The organism is Thermus tenuipuniceus (assembly GCF_002964845.1).
Lineage (GTDB): Bacteria > Deinococcota > Deinococci > Deinococcales > Thermaceae > Thermus > Thermus tenuipuniceus.
Window position 1 is genome coordinate 13,756 of the sequence record NZ_KZ672975.1, and the last position, 17,014, is coordinate 30,769.

Sequence of the window (17,014 nt, forward strand, 5' to 3'; positions counted from 1 at the left end):
GGGCTTTGTTTAGGAGGTGGAATGGAGACCATTAGGCCCTTTCGCAAGACCCTGCTCGCCGACCTGGAAACCCCGGTGACCGCCTACCTGAAGCTTTCGGAGAAGGCCCCGGTGAGCTTTCTTCTGGAGTCGGTGGAGCGGGGAAGGCAAAGCCGCTTCTCCATCATCGGGGTGGGGGCGAGGCGCACCTTCCGCCTGAAGGACGGGGTCTTCACCGTAAACGGGGAACGGGTGGGAACCCAAGACCCCTTGCGCACCCTCTACGAGGCGGTCCATGCTCCTTTAGAACGCCACCCTGACCTGCCCCCCTTCTTTGGGGGGGTGGTGGGGTACGCCGCCTACGACCTCATCCGCCACTACGAGCGCCTACCCTCCCTCAAGCCCGACGATCTGGGCCTCCCCGACCTCCTCTTCGTGGAGCCTGAGGTGGTGGCGGTCTTTGACCACTTGAAAAACCTTCTCCACCTGGTGGCCCCGGGGCGGGACCTCGAGGAGGCTGAAGCCCGCCTTCTTTGGGCCGAGAAAAAGCTTAAGGGGCCCTTGCCGGGGGTGCCGGGGGAAAGGCCGGGGGGGAGGACCCGCTTTGAGCCCGACATGAGCCGGGAGGAGTACTTAAGGGCGGTGGAAAGGGCTTTGGAGTACATCCGCGCCGGGGACATCTTCCAGGTGGTCCTCTCCTTACGGCTTTCCTCCTCCCTTACCGTGCACCCCTTCGCCCTCTACCGGGCCCTGAGGAGCGTGAACCCGAGCCCCTACATGGGCTACCTGGACCTGGGGGAGGTGGTCTTGGTCTCGGCGAGCCCCGAAAGCCTCCTCCGCTCCGATGGGCGCAAGGTGGTCACCCGGCCCATCGCCGGCACCCGGCCCCGGGGGAGGGACGAGGAGGAGGATAGAAGGCTTGCGGAGGAGCTTCTAAAGGACGAGAAGGAAAGGGCCGAGCACGTGATGCTCCTGGACCTTTCCCGCAACGACATCGGCCGGGTTTCCGCCTTCGGCACGGTGCGGGTCCTGGAGCCCTTGCACGTGGAGTACTACTCCCACGTGATGCACCTGGTGTCCACGGTGGAGGGCCTCTTGGCGGAGGGCAAGACGCCCTTGGATGCCTTGGCCAGCGTCCTTCCCATGGGCACGGTTTCGGGAGCCCCCAAGATCCGGGCCATGGAGATCATCGAGGAGCTGGAGCCCCACCGCCGGGGACCCTATGGGGGAAGCTTTGGGTATCTGGCCTACGACGGGGCCATGGACGTGGCCCTCACCTTGCGCACCTTCGTGATCGTGGGTGGGTGGATGCACGTACAGGCGGGGGCGGGCATCGTGGCGGACTCGGTGCCGGAGAGGGAGTACGAGGAGTGCTGGAACAAGGCGAGGGCTCTTTTGAAGGCGGTGGAGATGGCGGAGGAGGGACTTTAGCCCCAACCGGGCTTCCGCCCGGTCGGGGATCCCAAAAGGAGCAACCATGCGGGTTCTCGTGATCGATAACTACGACAGCTTCACCTACAACCTGGTGCAGTATTTGGGGGAGCTAGGGGCAAGCCCCGTGGTGTGGCGGAACGACCGGTTCCGGCTGGAGGAGGTGGAGGCCTTGGACCCGGACCGCATCCTGATAAGCCCCGGGCCCTGCACTCCCCTCGAGGCGGGGCTTTCCCTGCCCCTCATCGGGCGCTACGCCCCCCGCTACCCCATCCTGGGGGTCTGCCTGGGGCACCAGGCCATTGGCATGGCCTTCGGAGGCAAGGTGGTGCCTGCCCCGGTGATCATGCACGGCAAGGTGAGCGAGATCCACCACGACGGCACCAGTATCTTCCGGGGTCTTCCCAACCCCTTCCCCGCCACCCGTTACCACTCCTTGGTGGTGGAGGAGGTGCCGGAGGACCTCCTGGTAAACGCCTGGGTGGAGGAGGCGGGGAAGAGGACGGTGATGGGCTTCCGCCACCGCCAGTACCCCACCCACGGGGTGCAGTTCCACCCGGAAAGCTACCTGACGGAAGCGGGTAAGATCATCCTTAAGAACTTTCTGGAGGACCCATGGAGGCGGTGAAGAAGGCGCTTTTGGGCGAGGTGCTTACCGAGGAAGAGGCCTATGGCCTTATGCAGGCCATGATGGCCGGGGAACTTTCCCCGGTAAAGGTGGCGGGGGTGCTCACCGCCATGGCCCTGAGGGGGGAGACCCCCTCGGAGATCGCCGCCATGGCCCGGGCCATGCGGGAAGCGGCCCGGCGTATTCCCGTAAGCCGCAGGCCGCTTTTGGACATCGTGGGCACCGGGGGGGACCACAAGGAGCTTTTGAACCTCTCCACCCTGGGGGCCCTGGTGGCGGCGGCGGGAGGGGTGGCGGTGGCCAAGCACGGGAATCGGGCGGCAAGCTCTCGTGCGGGCTCGGCGGACCTCCTCGAGGCCCTGGGGGTGAACCTGGAGGCTCCCCCCGAGCGGGTGGGGGAGGCCATTGAGGCGCTGGGCTTTGGCTTCCTCTTCGCCCGGGTTTTCCACCCTGCCATGCGCCATGTGGCCCCCGTGAGGGCCGAGCTGGGTATTCGCACGGTCTTTAACCTCCTGGGTCCCCTCACCAACCCTGCGGGGGCCGACCGGTATGTGCTTGGGGTCTTTAACCCCCGGTGGCTTACCCCCATGGCCGAGGCCCTGGGGCACCTGGGGGCCAAGGGGCTGGTGGTCCACGGGGAGGGGGCGGACGAGCTCATCCTGGGGGAGAACCAGGTGGTGGAGGTGGGGAAGGGGGCCTACGCCCTCACCCCCGAAGAGGTGGGGCTGGAGGCGTATCCCCTCGAGGCCCTAAAGGGCGGCTCCCCAGCGGAGAACGCCGAGCTGGCCAAAAGGATCCTAAAGGGGGAGGAGAAAGGCCCTCACGCCCAAGGGGTGGCCCTGGCGGCGGGGGCGGGCTTCTATGTGGCGGGGAGGGCTTCTTCCCTAGCCGAGGGGGTGCGCTTGGCCCAGGAGGTCCTGGCCTCCGGGGAGGCCTACGGGCTTTTGGAGCGGTACGTGGCCTTCTTAAGGGGGTAAAGAAGCTTGTGGGGGAGCTTGACCGGGGCCCCCGCCGTGGCGAAGCCGCGGTGGGGTNACCGGTACCCCGGTGTACTCCTCGATGAGGTCCAGGTAGCGCCTTAGGGATGCGGGAAGGTCCTCCCGGCTTCGCACCCCAAAGAGGTCCCCCCAGCCCTCGAGGTCCAGGTAGCGCACGGCCTCAGGGCTTGCCTCTCCGGGCCGGGCCCCGTCCAGGTATTCCACCGCCACCTTGATCCTGTCCAACCCGGAGAGCACATCCAACTTGGTGATGGTTAGGCCGTCAAAGCCGTTCACCTCACAGGCGTACCTGAGGGCCACCAGGTCGAGCCAGCCCACCCGCCTGGGCCTGCCCGTGGTGGTGCCGTACTCCCCGCCCCTTTCCCTTAAGTAATGGGCCAGCTCCCCTTGAAGCTCCGTGGGGAAAGGACCCTCCCCCACCCGGGTGGCGTAGGCCTTGGCCACCCCGTACACCTTGGTGATGGCCTTGTGGGAAAGCCCCGTGCCCACCAGGATACCCCCCACCGTGGGGTGGGAGCTGGTCACATAGGGGTAGGTGCCGTAGTTGAGGTCCAAAAGGGTGGCCTGGGCTCCCTCAAAGAGAAGCCGCTTGCCCCGCTTTAGGGCCTCCCGCAAGAGGCTTCCGGTGTCCGCCACAAAGGGGGCCAGGATCTCCCGCATCCGATAGAGGTCGGCCAGGGCCTTTTCCTCCGTGTCCCAGCCCGCTTCCCGGGTGGAGTTGGGTTTTTCCAAAAGGAGGCGGCGCACCCGCTCCCTTAACACCTCTTCCCTTAGGAGGTCCCCAGCCCGGATCCCCACCCTCCTGGCCCGGTCGGAGTAGGCGGGGCCGATGCCCCGGCCGGTGGTGCCCACGAAGTTATGGCGGCTTTCCACGTGCTTGTGGTGGGGAAGGACCAGGTGGGCCCGTTCCGAAACCAGCACCTGAGGGTTAAACCCCTCCTTCCTCAGGGCTTCAAGCTCCTCCTGGAAGCGGAGGGGGTCTATGACCATCCCGTCCCCCAGGATGTTCACCGCATGGGGATGGATGACCCCCGAGGGCAGAAGGTTCAGCTTGAAGACCCGCCCCTCCGCCACCACCGTGTGGCCAGCGTTGGCCCCGCCTTGGTAGCGGATCACGTAATCGGCTTCTTGGGCGAGGGCATCCACCACCTTGCCCTTGCCCTCGTCCCCCCACTGGGCTCCTATGATGGCGACTCCCGGCATCCCCTTAAAGCTTACGCCAAGCGGAAGGGATTGAAGTCCGTGTCCCGGTCGTAGACGTCAAGCTCTTCCGCTCGCTTAAGGAAGCCCACCACCCCGTAGGTGACGGGGAGCATGAGGGCTTCCACGCCCACTTTAAAGACATAATTGGAAAGGAAAACGGTCCAAAGCACCCCCGGGGGGAAGACCCCGTAGAAGGCCACCAGGAGGAAGATGCCCGTGTCCAACCCCTGGCCCACCAGGGTGGAGGTGAGGGCCCTAAGCCAAAAGAAGCGTCCTTCCGTCTTTACCTTAAGCTTGGCTAGGACATAGGCGTTGGCGAACTCCCCCAAGAAGTAGGCCAGGAGGCTTCCCAGGACGATCCTGGGGGTGAGGCCCAAAAGGAGGCCGAAGGCCTGAGCGAAGCGCTGGCTTTCCTCATCCTTGGGGGCGGGGAGGGCGGCTACTCCCTGGAAGGTAAGGGTGGCCAGGAGGAGGGCAAAAAAGCCAAGCCAAATCACCCGGCGACTACGCTTGTAGCCGTAGACCTCGGTGAGCACATCTCCGAAGATGTAGGCCAAGGGGAAAAGCAGGGTACCGCCGTCAAAGGTAAAGGGCCCCAGCACCACCAGCTTGGTGGAGGCCACGTTGGAAACCAAAAGCACGGCGGCGAAGAGAACGGCGATCAGGTCCAGGTACTTCATTCTTCCTCCGGGCCGATGGAGGTGATGAAGGGCAGGTTGCGGTCAAACTGGGCCCGGTCCAAGCCGTAGCCAAAGACGTAGGCGTCCTCGATCTCGAACCCCAGGTAGTGGATGGGCACCTCCACCTGGCGGCGGCTGGGTTTGGAGAGGAGGGCGGCCACCCGAATGGAGGCGGGTTTGCGGGCCTCGAGGTAATCCAGGAGGTAGGAGAGGGTGAGCCCGGTGTCCACGATGTCCTCCACCACGATCACGTCCCGGCCGTGGATGGGCAGGCGGAGGTCCTTCAAAAGCTCCACCTCGCCGCTACTGCGGTAGGCGTTCCCGTAGGAGCTGATGGAGATGAAGTCCAGGGTCAGGGGCAGGGGGATAGCCCTGACCAAGTCGGCCATGAAGATGAAGGCTCCGTTCAGCACGCAGATAAGGTGGGGGGTTCTTCCCTGGTAGTCCTGGGCGATCTGGGCGCCCAGCTCTTTTACCCGCTTCTCTATGGCCTCGGCCGAGATTTGCACGGGTCCGTTCCCCGCAGTGAACATGGCCCTTATTCTACCGGGATTTCCCGTAAAAGGGCTTCCACCTCCCTGGGCGAAAGTTGCCGCCACTTTCCCGGGGGTAGGTGGCCCAGGCGGATGGGTCCCACCTGGAGCCTGATGAGCCTCGTCACCGGGTAGCCCACGGCCTTCAACATCCTTCGTACCTCCCGCTTCCGGCCTTCCGCCAGGGTGAGGAGGGCACCCCCGGGAGCCGGCCGACAGGCCAGGGCCCGGGCAGGGCCATCCTCGAGGTCCACTCCCTCCAAAAGCCTCTGACAAATGGCCAAGGGCAGGGTTCCCCTTTCGGTATAGACCCGGTAGGCCTTCTTGATCCCGTAGCGGGGGTGGGTGAGGCGGAGGGTCAGGTGGCCGTCGTTGGTGAGGAGGAGGAGCCCTTCCGAGTCCCGGTCCAGGCGGCCTATGGGGTGGAGGCCCGGGATATTGGGCAGAAGGTCAAAGACCGTCTTTTGGGCGTGGGGGTCATGGCGGGTGGTGGTGTAGCCCCTGGGCTTGTGGAGGGCCAGGACGATCCTTTCCCGGGGGGGTTCCACCGGTTTCCCGTCCACCTCCACCACGTCCCCCGGGTTCACCTTTTGCCCCAAGACGGCCACCCTCCCGTTCACCCGCACCCGGCCTTGGCGGATAAGCTCCTCCGCCTTCCTGCGGCTTCCCACGCCGGCGCGGGCCAGGAAGGCCTGGAGGCGTAGGGGTTTTTCCATGCTAAAACTGGGGTTTGCGCTTTTCCTTAAGCGCCCGTAGCCCTTCTTCCAATGCTTCTCCCTGGAACCCCAAAAACTCCAGGGCCAAGGACACCTCAAAGTGGGGTACGAAGGTGCGGAACCAGTTGTTCAGGGCGTGCTTGGTGAGGCTAAGGGCTTCCTTGGGACCTTCAGCCAGGCGCGTGGCCACCTCGAGGGCCTTTTCGTACACCTTCTCATCCTCCACGGCCAGGGCCACCAGGCCCAGCCGCTCCGCTTCTTCCCCGGTGAGGGGTTCATTGAGGAGGAGGTGGTACTTGGTCTTGGCCATGCCCACCAGGAGGGGCCACAGGAGGACCGCATGGTCCCCGGCGGCCACACCCAGCCTAAGGTGTCCGTCCAGGAGCTTGGCCTTCCTGCCCACCACCACCACGTCGCTGGCCAGGGCCAAGGCCAGCCCCGCTCCCACCGCCACCCCCTCCACCGCGGCCACCACCGGCCTAGGGAAGTCCATGGGCCCGAGCACCAACTCCCTCGCCTCCCAAAGGACCCGTATCAAGGCTTGGTGGGAGGAGCGCATCTCCTCGATGAGGGCGAAGGAACCCCCGGCGGAGAAGACCCCACCCTCGCCCCTTAAAAGAACGGCCTTGACCTCCTCGAGTTCCCCTAGGTCCCGCCAGATGCGGGCCAGGTCCCGGTGGGCCTCAGGGCCCAGGGCGTTGAGTTTTTCCCCCCGCAGGGTGATCTCCAGCACCCCGGGCCGGGGCCAGGTGAAGGAAAGGCTGGGGTAACGGCCTTCTAGGTCCATGCCTCCATTCTTTCCCCTGGCGGGTGGTGATACAATCCCCTAGGCATGGCCCTCTATGCGGTGGACAAGCCCCTCCACCTCACCTCCCATGATGCGGTGGAGGAGGCGAGGCGCCTTCTTGGTACCCGCCGGGTGGGGCATACTGGAACCCTGGATCCCCTGGCCACGGGCCTTCTCCTTCTGGTTTCCGACGAGAGCACCAAGCTGGTTCCCTTCCTTTCCGGGGAGGACAAGGAGTACATCGCTTGGGTTTCCTTCGGGGCCACCACCCCCACCCTGGATGCGGAAGGGCCGGTGAGCGAGGAAGCACCGGTGCGCTTTGACCGCAAGGACTTGGAAAGCCTTCTCCCTTCCTTTTTGAGGCTCAAGGAGCAGGTGCCTCCCCTCTACTCTGCCATCAAGGTGGGAGGAAAAAGGGCCTACGAGGCCGCTCGGGAGGGGAAGCCCTTGGAGCTTGGCCCGAGGCCGGTAAAGTACCTGGAGGTGGAACTCCTGGCCTTGGACCCCGAGCCCATACCCCATTCCATCGCTCCTTCGGCCAAGGGCTGGCGGCTTGCGGAAAAGGGCGGGCGCAAGGTGGAACTTCCCAAGCCTTTGGGTCCCTACCCCACGGCGGTGATCCGCCTGGTGGTGGGCCCCGGCACCTACGTGCGGGCCTTTGCCCGGGACTTGGGGGAAAGGCTCAAGACCAAGGCTTTCCTTTCCGGGCTGGTGCGCACCCGCATCGGCAAGGTGGGGCTGGAGCGGGCGGTGAGGCTTTCCGAACTCTCCCCGGACAAGGCCATCCCCGAGACCGATGTCCTGCCCTTTCCAGTGGTGGAGCTATCCCACACCGAGGCCCGGCGCGTGCTGGAGGGGGTGCCCTTGCCCATCCCCGCCTTGGGCTATGTGGCCCTGGTGGATTCCCGAAGAAGGCTTCTGGCCATCGCTGAGGGGGATGGCTTCAAGCTCAAGATAAGGCGTGTCTTTGTAAAGGAGGCGTAGTATGGTGATCGGCGTACCCAAGGAGATCAAGACCCTGGAAAACCGCGTGGCCATGACCCCGGGTGGGGTGGAAAGCCTGGTCAAGCGGGGGCATACCGTCTTGGTGGAGCGGGGGGCGGGTGTGGGCTCCGGCCTATCCGATGCCGAGTACGAGCGGGCGGGGGCCGAGCTGGTGAGCCGGGAAGAGGCCTGGGGGGCGGAGATGGTGGTGAAGGTGAAGGAGCCCCTTCCCGAGGAGTATCCCTTTTTGCGCCCCGGGCTTATCCTCTTTACCTATCTGCACCTGGCCGCTGACCGCGCTCTCACCGAGGCCATGCGGCAGAGCGGGGTCACGGGGATAGCCTACGAGACCGTGCAGCTCCCCGATGGCTCCCTGCCCCTACTGGTTCCCATGAGCGAGGTGGCGGGGCGCATGGCCCCCCAGGTGGGGGCCCAGTTCCTGGAGAAGCCCTACGGGGGCCGGGGGGTACTTTTGGGCGGGGTTCCCGGGGTGGCCCCGGCCAGCGTGGTCATCCTGGGGGGTGGCACCGTGGGCACCAACGCCGCCAAGATCGCCTTGGGCATGGGAGCCCAGGTGACCATCCTGGATGTGAACCACAGGCGCCTTCAGTACCTGGACGATATCTTCGGGGGCCGGGTGGTCACCCTTACCGCCACCGAGGCCAACATCAAGAAGAGCATCCAGCACGCCGACCTCCTCATCGGGGCGGTCTTGGTGCCCGGGGCCAAGGCCCCCAAGCTGGTCACCCGGGATATGCTTCCCCTCATGAAGGAGGGCTCGGTGATCGTGGATGTGGCCGTGGACCAGGGAGGGTGTGTGGAAACCATCCGTCCCACCACCCACGCCGAGCCCACCTACGTGGTGGAGGGAGTGGTGCACTACGGGGTGGCCAACATGCCGGGAGCGGTGCCCAGGACCAGCACCTTCGCCCTCACCAACCAGACCCTGCCCTACGTGCTGAAGCTGGCGGAGAAGGGCCTTCAAGCCCTCTTGGAGGATGGCGCCCTCCTCAAGGGCTTGAACACCCATAGAGGACTCCTCACCCACCCCGGGGTGGCGGAGGCCTTTGGCCTGCCCTATACTCCCCCGGAGGAGGCCCTAAGGAGGTAGGATGCCAGGACGGGTGACGGTAACCGAGGGGGCCTTGGCCTCCTTGCTGGCCCTGGCGGCCCACGAGGTGCCGGGGGTGGTGGGGATGGCCCCGGCGGGGCTGAGGGATCAGGTGGTGCGCATCCTGGGGCGGCAGGAGGCCAGCGAGGGGGTGGTGGTGCGCCAGGACCCGGCCAGCCCCGGCAAGTACGTCGTGGACTTCTACGTGGTGGTGGCGGTGGACACCCGCATCCCCACGGTGGTGGAGTCCCTGGCGGAGCGGGTGGGCTTCGCTGCCAAGAAGCTCGCCGGGGTGGAGCTTTCCCAGGTGCGGGTGCACGTGGTGGGGGTGGGGCGTGGCTAGCCTTAGTCCCGGGGACGTGGCCGAGGCCTTCCGCTACGCCACGGACTGGTTTTCCGTGTTCGTGGAGGAGATCAACGCCCTCAACGTCTACCCCGTCCCCGATGGGGATACGGGTACCAACATGCACCTCACCCTCCAGTCCGCCCGGCGGGAGCTGGATCTGGCCGACACCTCCAAGATGCCCGAGGTGGCCCGGGCCATCGCCTACGGGAGCCTTCTTGGGGCCCGGGGGAACAGCGGGGTGATCCTTTCTCAGATCCTGAAGGGGTTCAGCGAGGCCCTCCGCAAGAGGGAGGTGCTGGATGCCTCCGCCTTGGCCGAGGCCCTGCGCCTGGGGGCGGAAAGCGGATACAAGGCGGTGATGAAGCCGGTGGAGGGCACCATCCTCACCGTGGCCCGGGCGGCTGGGGAAGGAGCCCGAGGGGAGACCCTCGAGGAGACCCTGGAAAATGCCCTTGGCGCAGCTCAAAAGGCCCTGGAGAAGACCCCGGACCTCCTTCCCGTGCTGAAGCAGGCGGGGGTGGTGGACGCTGGGGGTGCGGGGTACGTACGCCTTTTGGAAGGCATCCGGGGATACCTCCTGCAGCTTCCCCTGCCCGAGCCCCCCAAGGTGGAGCGCTACGCCCAGACCGCCTTCGCCACCGAGGAGTTCGGCTACTGCACGGAGTTCCTCATGGAGGGGGTGGAGGTGCCCATTGAGCGGATCCGGGAGGCGGTGGCGCCTTTTGGGGACTCCCTCTTGGTGGTGGGGGCCGAGGGGTATGTGAAGGGGCATATCCACACCGACGACCCCGATGGCCTCCTGGCCACCGTGGCCCGCTTCGGCCGCATGGTGCGCACCAAGGTGGAGGACATGACCGAGCAGCACACGGAGATCCTGGCCATGGTGGGGGCAGGGGAGGAGGCCCCTCCTCCCACGGGCCTGGTGGCGGTGGCCCTGGGGCATGGCCCGAGTCGGGCCTTCCGCAGCCTGGGGGCCCGGGTGGTGGCGGGAGGGCAGACGCAAAACCCCAGCGTGGAGGACCTGCTGTCCGCTATAAGGAGCGTGGCCAGCCCCAGGGTGATCCTTCTGCCCAACAACCCGAACGTCTTCCTGGCGGCGGAGAAGGCGGCGGAGCTGGCCAAAGCCCAGGGCAAAGAGGTGTACGTGCTCAAGACCCGCACCCTGGGCCAGGGCCTGGCGGCGGCGGTGCGCTACCTACCCGAGGCGGAGGCGGAGGAGCTTCTTCCCGAGATGGAGGAGGCCCTGAAGGGGGCGGTGACCCTCGAGGTCACCTGGGCCAGCCGGGACGCCGAGGTGGATGGGGTCAAGGTCCGGAAGGATAAGCCCATCGGGCTTCTGGATGGAAGGCTGGTCCTCATGGGGGAAACTCCCGAGGAGGTGCTGGAGGGCCTTATCCGCCTGGCCGGGGAAGGTAAGGAGATCCTCACCCTTTTTCTGGGCCCCAACACCCCCAAGGAAAAGGCCGAGGAGGTGGCCGGGAAGTTCCCGGGGCTTGTGGTGGAGATCCTTCCCGGCGGGCCCGACCTTTACGCCTACCTGGGGGTCTTGGAGTAGCCTAAAGAAAGGCTAAGCTCCTTTCCTCCCTTTCCCGGGCTATGCTGAGGGAAAGGGGGGGTTTTATGTGGCGGATGGCCAGAGGGATGGTTGTGGGCTTGGCGGTTCTCGCCCTCGCGGCTTGCAATCTCCAGGGCACCCCGCCCGTGAGTGGGGACCTATTGGTGGGAGGTTCGGTGATCGCCGACCTGCCCCCAGCCCAGGAGAGCGGCGAGGGGCTAAGGCCGGGGGTAAAGGTATACCGCATAGCCCTAGACCAGGGCCAAGCGGTGAGGGTGAGTGGGGTTTCTGCGGACCTTAAAGGGAGGGCCCGGCTTCGCCTGGTGCTTCTGGACGATAAAGGAGTGGTGCAGGCGGTGAGCGTGGCCCGGAACTGGTTTGCCGCCAGGCAGGAGCTTGCTCCCCTTTCCCTGCGCCCCCAGATCACCACGGATCCGGGGTACCGCCTGAACTTCAAGGGGCAGGCGGGCCAGGTCTTCTACCTTCGGGTGGAAAACTATGCCTTAAGCCAGGATCGGGTAACCCTTTACGCCGATCCCTTTATCCCCAATCCAGCGGGGAACGGGGAGGCCTTCACCTCCGGAACCAGGCAGGGGGCCATAGAGTTCGTGGGGGAGTTTGACCGGTATAACGTTTCTGCCGCCACGGGGTACCTCCGCTTCACCTATTCCGGACCCCTGGACCTGATAGCGCTCCTCTACCTCTCGTCTCAAGACTCTAGCCCCCTGGTCCTGGACCCGGTGATGAACTGTGCCCCCATCTCCCCCGCCACCCTTCTGGTGGTGCGGGACCGGGGCCTTTCCCGGGCGGGGTTTGACGAGGGAAATAGCGGCCAGTATCGCCTGGAGATCTCCTCCACTCCCTGCCCCTAGGCTTCTTTGACACGGCTGAGTGTGGGATAAAGAGGCTTAAGGAATCTCTAATGTGGAGCGCCCGGTGGTTGCCCCTTTCCTGCGTAGTTCCTGAGTTGCTGTAATCGCTCCATCTCTGCTGGGGGGCGGCCTGGATGAGGCCCCCCCTTCATGGTTCTCAGAAACCTCCAGGTTTGCCCCGCATACTCAGGGGCGCTATGCGGGGTTTGCTGATCGTGCTCCTTTCCGCCCTGGCCGTTGCCGGGGCCTGGGCCCAGATGGTGGGCCGAAAGACCATGGTCCTCGAGGCCACCGCCTACACCTCCAGCGTGCGGGAGACCGACTCCACCCCCTTCGTCACCGCCACCGGCATGCGTACCCGCCTGGGGGTCCTGGCGGTGAGCCCGGACCTCCTCAAGGTTCTGCCCTATGGCACCAAGGTGCGCCTTAAGGACCTGGGTTCCGTGTACGGCCGGGGCCGCGGACAGTTTGACTACCTTTTCCGGGACCGCATCTTCGTGGTGGCCGACGTGATGCACCCCAGGATGCGGGAGAAGGTGGACGTCTGGCTTCCCGACCGGGCCACAGCCCTGCGCTTTGGCCACAGGGTGTTGAGCCTCGAGGTGGTGGAGTACCCCAGGCGCTAAAGGCCAAGAGTTTCCTTATCCTTAGGGCGTGCGCTTCGCCCTCTTCCTGGCCCTGGCCCACCTTCGGCGTAGACCCCTGCAGACGGGGCTGGCCCTTTTGGGGGTGGGGGTGGGGGTGGCGGTCCTCCTCACCGCCCTCTCCCTCACCAATGGCTTTGTCAGCGGCCTGGTGCGGGCCACCTTGAAGGCCTACCCCCACCTGGTCCTCTTCAGCCTGAGCGAGGAGCTTCCCCCCTTTCCCAAAGGGGAACACCCGGAGGTGGAAGCCTACGCCCCCTTCGCCGCCACCAAGGCGCTTTTAACCCGTCCGGCGGAGAGCGCCAGGGGCCCGGGGGTGGACTTCGCCACCCTGGTGGGCCTGGGGGAGGGGGGTGAGGCCCTCTACCCCGATCTGGGGCTGAGGTTAAAACCCGGGGGCATCTACCTGGGCTCGGCCCTGCAACAATCCCTGGGAGCCTTCGTGGGGGACAGGCTCTACGCCATGTCCGCCACCCAGGAACGGGTAGAGCTTAGGGTGTTGGGGGCTTTCCGCACCGGCAACTACCTGCTGGATTCCGCCTATGCCTTTGTGGACCTTAAGACGGTGGAAAAGCTTTCCGGGATCCAGGCCCAGGGCTACCAGGTGCGCCTCAAGGACCCCTGGCGGGCCAAGGAGATAGGGGTGGCCCTTGCCGGCACCCGCTTTTTCCCTCAGGCCTGGCAGGACACCCAGCGCACCCTTTTGGAGCAGCTTGCCCTGCAGAAGCGGGTCCTGGGCATCCTGATCTTCCTGATTGTGGCGGTGGCCGCCCTGGGGGTGGCCAACCTTCTGGTGCTCAAGGTGGTGGAGAAGACCCCGGAGATCGCCCTTCTTCGGGCCATGGGCGCCTCGAGGCTCACCGTGGGCCTGGTCTTCGCCCTGGAGGGAGCTTTCTTGGGTCTGGGGGGGGTTCTCCTTGGCAACCTCCTGGGCTACCTTCTTTGCCTCTACCTGGCCTTGCGCCCCGTGGACCTTCCCGGGGAGCTTTACTTCCTCACCCACCTACCCGTGGAGATGCGCCTTTCCGACTTCCTTCTGGTGAGCGGCGCAAGCCTAGCCGCCACCTTCCTTTCCGCCCTTTTGCCCCTCTTCCGGGCCCTAAGGGTCCAGCCCGGGGTGGTGCTCAGGTAGTTGCCAAAAAGAACCTCCTGCCCTAGACTCTTTAGGGCGGGCCGGTGTAGCTCAGCGGTAGAGCAACCGCCTCGTAAGCGGTAGGCCGCCGGTTCGAATCCGGCCACCGGCTCCAGACCCATCCCTTTAAGCCCCGCCGGCTGGCGGGGTTTTCCTTTGCCTCGCTTGCCAAAACGTTCCTTGCCCTGTACACTAGACAAGTTGAGGGCCCTCAGGGCCAGCCCCCTGGTCCTGAGGGTGCTGCCCTGTGTGGGCGAACGTCGGGGGAAGGCGCTTCCCCCGGGTGGATCTTGAGAACACGGGGGCAAGTCCAAGAAGAAGGGAGTGGTGGCACTGCCGACGATCAACCAGCTGGTCAGAAAGGGCCGCGAGAAGGTCCAGAAGAAGAGTAAGGTTCCGGCCTTGAAGGGCTCGCCTTTCCGCCGGGGGGTGTGTACCGTGGTGCGCACCGTAACCCCCAAGAAGCCCAACTCCGCCTTGCGTAAGGTGGCTAAGGTGCGCCTTACCTCCGGGTACGAGGTGACCGCCTACATTCCCGGCGAGGGGCATAACCTGCAGGAGCACTCCGTGGTCCTCATCCGGGGTGGCCGTGTGAAGGACCTGCCGGGTGTGCGCTACCACATCGTGCGTGGGGTCTACGACACCCAGGGCGTGAAGGACCGCAAGAAGAGCCGCTCCAAGTACGGAACCAAGAAGCCCAAGGAGACCAAGGGCGCGGCTCCGGCCAAGAAGAAGTAGGTGAACTATGGCACGGAGAAGAAGAGCAGAGGTACGCCAACTCCAGCCCGACCTGGTCTACGGGGATGTGGTGGTATCGGCTTTCATCAACAAGATCATGCGGGATGGCAAGAAGAACCTGGCCGCCCGAATCTTCTACGATGCCTGCCGCATCATCCAGGAGAAGACCGGGCAGGAGCCTTTGAAGGTCTTTAAGCAGGCGGTGGAGAACGTGAAGCCCCGGATGGAGGTGCGTTCCCGCCGCGTGGGTGGGGCCAATTACCAGGTGCCCATGGAGGTCTCCCCCAGGAGGCAGCAGTCCTTGGCCCTGCGCTGGCTGGTCCAGGCGGCCAACGCTCGTTCCGAGCGGGGGGCTGCCGTGCGCATCGCCCATGAACTCATGGATGCGGCCGAGGGCAAGGGCGGAGCGGTCAAGAAGAAGGAGGACGTGGAGCGCATGGCCGAGGCCAACCGCGCCTACGCCCACTACCGGTGGTAAGCCATGGCGGTTAAGGTAGAGTACGACCTAAAGAGGCTCCGCAACATCGGCATCGCCGCCCATATCGATGCCGGTAAGACCACCACCACGGAGCGCATCCTTTACTACACCGGCAAGATCCACAAGATCGGTGAGGTGCACGAGGGTGCGGCCACCATGGACTTCATGGAGCAGGAGCGGGAGCGGGGCATCACCATCACCGCCGCGGTAACCACCTGCTTCTGGAAGGACCACCGCATCAACATCATCGATACCCCGGGCCACGTGGACTTCACCATCGAGGTGGAGCGCTCCATGCGGGTTCTGGACGGGGCCATCGTGGTCTTCGACTCCAGCCAAGGGGTGGAGCCCCAGTCCGAGACCGTCTGGCGCCAGGCGGAGAAGTACAAGGTTCCCCGCATCGCCTTCGCCAACAAGATGGACAAGACGGGGGCCGACCTGTGGCTTGTCATCCGCACCATGCAGGAGCGCCTGGGGGCCAGGCCGGTGGTGATGCAGCTTCCCATTGGCCGGGAGGATACCTTCTCGGGGATCATCGACGTGCTCCGGATGAAGGCCTACACTTACGGCAACGACCTGGGCACGGATATCCGCGAGGTTCCCATCCCCGAGGAGTACCTGCCCCAGGCCCGGGAGTACCACGAGAAGCTCATCGAGGTGGCCGCGGACTTCGATGAGAACGTGATGCTCAAGTACCTCGAGGGCGAGGAGCCCACCGAGGAGGAGCTGGTGGCCGCCATCCGCAAGGGCACCATCGACATCCAGATCACCCCCGTGTTCCTGGGGTCCGCCTTGAAGAACAAAGGGGTCCAGCTTCTCCTGGATGCGGTGGTGGATTACCTTCCCTCCCCCTTGGACATCCCCCCCATCAAGGGCTCCACGCCCGAGGGGAACGAGGTGGAGATCTACCCCGACCCCGACGGCCCCCTGGCGGCCTTGGCCTTCAAGATCATGGCCGACCCCTACGTGGGCCGCCTCACCTTCATCCGGGTCTACTCCGGCACCCTCACCTCCGGCTCCTACGTGTACAACACCACCAAGGGCCGTAAGGAGCGGGTGGCCCGGCTTCTCAGGATGCACGCCAACCACCGGGAGGAGGTGGAGGAGCTCCGGGCGGGTGACCTGGGGGCGGTGGTGGGCCTCAAGGAAACCATCACCGGGGACACCCTGGTGGGCGAGGATGCCCCGCGCATCGTTCTGGAGTCCATCGAGGTGCCCGAGCCCGTCATCGACGTGGCCATCGAGCCCAAGACCAAAGCGGACCAGGACAAGCTCTCCCAGGCCCTGGCCCGCCTGGCGGAGGAGGACCCCACCTTCCGCGTCTCCACCCACCCCGAGACCGGCCAGACCATCATCAGCGGGATGGGGGAGCTCCACCTGGAGATCATCGTGGACCGCCTGAAGCGGGAGTTCAAGGTGGACGCCAACGTGGGCAAGCCCCAGGTGGCCTACCGGGAGACCATCACCCGCCCGGTGGACGTGGAGGGCAAGTTCATCCGCCAGACCGGTGGCCGCGGCCAGTACGGCCACGTGAAGATCAAGGCCGAGCCCTTGCCCAGGGGGTCTGGCTTTGAGTTCGTCAACGCCATCGTGGGCGGGGTGATCCCCAAGGAGTACATCCCTGCGGTGCAGAAGGGCATCGAGGAGGCCATGCAGTCCGGCCCCCTGATCGGCTTCCCCGTGGTGGACGTGAAGGTGACCCTCTACGACGGCTCCTACCACGAGGTGGACTCCAGCGAGATGGCCTTCAAGATCGCGGGCTCCATGGCCATCAAGGAGGCGGTGCAGAAGGGGGATCCCGTGATCCTCGAGCCCATCATGCGGGTGGAGGTCACCACCCCCGAGGAGTACATGGGCGACGTGATCGGCGACCTGAACTCCCGCCGGGGCCAGATCCTGGGAATGGAGCCTAGGGGGAACGCCCAGGTGATCCGGGCCTACGTGCCCCTGGCGGAGATGTTCGGCTACGCCACCGACCTGCGCTCCAAGACGCAGGGCCGGGGCTCCTTCGTCATGTTCTTCGACCACTACCAGGAAGTCCCCAAACAGGTGCAGGAGAAGCTCATCAAGGGTCAGTAGGAATCCCTGGGGGTGGGCCTTCGGGCCTGCCCCGCATACGGAAAGGAGAGCGAAGATGGCCAAGGGCGAGTTTATCCGTACGAAGCCTCACGTGAACGTGGGGACGATTGGGCACGTGGA

At 65.4% G+C, this 17,014-nt stretch carries 17 protein-coding genes, 1 tRNA gene and 1 pseudogene; 14 read left to right on the plus strand and 5 right to left on the minus strand.

Annotation, left to right across the window (positions count from 1 at the left end; all coding sequences use genetic code 11):
- Nucleotides 1-21 precede the first annotated feature (21 nt).
- The 3 genes from trpE to trpD are packed head-to-tail and all read left to right on the plus strand — an operon-like array spanning nucleotide 22 to nucleotide 3,015.
- Nucleotides 22-1,410 carry an anthranilate synthase component I gene (gene trpE, locus C2847_RS05445; RefSeq protein ID WP_105317444.1) on the plus strand — a complete coding sequence of 463 codons (1,389 nt, stop codon included), beginning with the start codon at nucleotides 22-24 and terminating at the stop codon, nucleotides 1,408-1,410.
- A gap of 46 nt (nucleotides 1,411-1,456) precedes the next feature.
- On the plus strand, nucleotides 1,457-2,038 hold the full coding sequence (locus tag C2847_RS05450; RefSeq protein WP_105317445.1) for an anthranilate synthase component II: 582 nt from the start codon (nucleotides 1,457-1,459) through the stop codon (nucleotides 2,036-2,038).
- A complete protein-coding gene (gene trpD / locus C2847_RS05455; RefSeq protein ID WP_105317446.1) occupies nucleotides 2,026-3,015 on the plus strand; it encodes an anthranilate phosphoribosyltransferase in 990 nt (329 codons plus the stop codon). The genes C2847_RS05450 and trpD overlap by 13 nt, the downstream gene beginning before the upstream one ends.
- Nucleotides 3,016-3,073: 58 nt before the next feature.
- Here trpD and C2847_RS05460 read toward each other — a convergent pair.
- The 5 genes and pseudogenes from C2847_RS05460 to C2847_RS05480 all read right to left on the minus strand — a co-directional run.
- Nucleotides 3,074-4,239, minus strand: a pseudogene (locus C2847_RS05460) (adenylosuccinate synthase); the annotation flags it as partial.
- An 11-nt stretch (nucleotides 4,240-4,250) separates the two neighbouring features.
- On the minus strand, nucleotides 4,251-4,919 hold the full coding sequence (locus tag C2847_RS05465) for a queuosine precursor transporter (protein WP_105317447.1): 669 nt from the start codon (nucleotides 4,917-4,919) through the stop codon (nucleotides 4,251-4,253).
- Nucleotides 4,916-5,452, minus strand: coding sequence for a hypoxanthine phosphoribosyltransferase (gene hpt / locus C2847_RS05470; RefSeq protein ID WP_164835645.1), 537 nt, complete (start codon nucleotides 5,450-5,452; stop codon nucleotides 4,916-4,918). Before hpt ends, C2847_RS05465 begins: the two co-directional genes overlap by 4 nt.
- 5 nt (nucleotides 5,453-5,457) lie before the next feature.
- Complete coding sequence (locus C2847_RS05475; RefSeq protein ID WP_105317448.1) at nucleotides 5,458-6,168, minus strand: pseudouridine synthase; 711 nt, start codon at nucleotides 6,166-6,168, stop codon at nucleotides 5,458-5,460.
- A gap of 1 nt (nucleotide 6,169) precedes the next feature.
- Entirely contained in the window at nucleotides 6,170-6,955 is a 786-nt protein-coding gene (locus C2847_RS05480) for an enoyl-CoA hydratase/isomerase family protein (protein ID WP_105317449.1), read from the minus strand.
- A 45-nt stretch (nucleotides 6,956-7,000) separates the two neighbouring features.
- On the opposite strand from C2847_RS05480, the gene truB reads away from it, so the two are divergent.
- From truB to fusA, 11 genes are all read left to right on the plus strand, one after another.
- The gene (truB, locus tag C2847_RS05485; RefSeq protein WP_105317450.1) at nucleotides 7,001-7,939 is read left to right on the plus strand and encodes a tRNA pseudouridine(55) synthase TruB; all 939 of its coding nucleotides are present in this window, start codon (nucleotides 7,001-7,003) and stop codon (nucleotides 7,937-7,939) included.
- Nucleotide 7,940: 1 nt separating this feature from the next.
- A complete protein-coding gene (gene ald, locus C2847_RS05490; RefSeq protein ID WP_105317451.1) occupies nucleotides 7,941-9,050 on the plus strand; it encodes an alanine dehydrogenase in 1,110 nt (369 codons plus the stop codon).
- Between the two features lies 1 nt (nucleotide 9,051).
- On the plus strand, nucleotides 9,052-9,393 hold the full coding sequence (locus C2847_RS05495) for an Asp23/Gls24 family envelope stress response protein (RefSeq protein WP_105317452.1): 342 nt from the start codon (nucleotides 9,052-9,054) through the stop codon (nucleotides 9,391-9,393).
- The gene (locus tag C2847_RS05500) at nucleotides 9,386-10,951 is read left to right on the plus strand and encodes a DAK2 domain-containing protein (protein ID WP_105317453.1); all 1,566 of its coding nucleotides are present in this window, start codon (nucleotides 9,386-9,388) and stop codon (nucleotides 10,949-10,951) included. Before C2847_RS05495 ends, C2847_RS05500 begins: the two co-directional genes overlap by 8 nt.
- A gap of 65 nt (nucleotides 10,952-11,016) precedes the next feature.
- On the plus strand, nucleotides 11,017-11,823 hold the full coding sequence (locus C2847_RS05505; RefSeq protein WP_105317462.1) for a hypothetical protein: 807 nt from the start codon (nucleotides 11,017-11,019) through the stop codon (nucleotides 11,821-11,823).
- A gap of 197 nt (nucleotides 11,824-12,020) precedes the next feature.
- Nucleotides 12,021-12,449: a 3D domain-containing protein gene (locus C2847_RS05510; protein WP_105317454.1), complete on the plus strand. Its 429-nt coding sequence runs from the start codon at nucleotides 12,021-12,023 to the stop codon at nucleotides 12,447-12,449.
- Nucleotides 12,450-12,477: 28 nt separating this feature from the next.
- Nucleotides 12,478-13,599: an ABC transporter permease gene (locus tag C2847_RS05515; RefSeq protein ID WP_105317455.1), complete on the plus strand. Its 1,122-nt coding sequence runs from the start codon at nucleotides 12,478-12,480 to the stop codon at nucleotides 13,597-13,599.
- Between the two features lie 40 nt (nucleotides 13,600-13,639).
- Nucleotides 13,640-13,714: transfer RNA gene (locus C2847_RS05520), tRNA-Thr, on the plus strand.
- Between the two features lie 209 nt (nucleotides 13,715-13,923).
- Nucleotides 13,924-14,337: a 30S ribosomal protein S12 gene (gene rpsL / locus C2847_RS05525; RefSeq protein WP_019551715.1), complete on the plus strand. Its 414-nt coding sequence runs from the start codon at nucleotides 13,924-13,926 to the stop codon at nucleotides 14,335-14,337.
- 7 nt (nucleotides 14,338-14,344) lie between these two features.
- Nucleotides 14,345-14,815, plus strand: a complete 471-nt coding sequence (gene rpsG, locus C2847_RS05530) for a 30S ribosomal protein S7 (protein ID WP_015718111.1) — start codon at nucleotides 14,345-14,347, stop codon at nucleotides 14,813-14,815.
- Nucleotides 14,816-14,818: 3 nt separating this feature from the next.
- The gene (gene fusA / locus C2847_RS05535) at nucleotides 14,819-16,894 is read left to right on the plus strand and encodes an elongation factor G (protein ID WP_105317456.1); all 2,076 of its coding nucleotides are present in this window, start codon (nucleotides 14,819-14,821) and stop codon (nucleotides 16,892-16,894) included.
- Nucleotides 16,895-17,014: the final 120 nt, after the last annotated feature.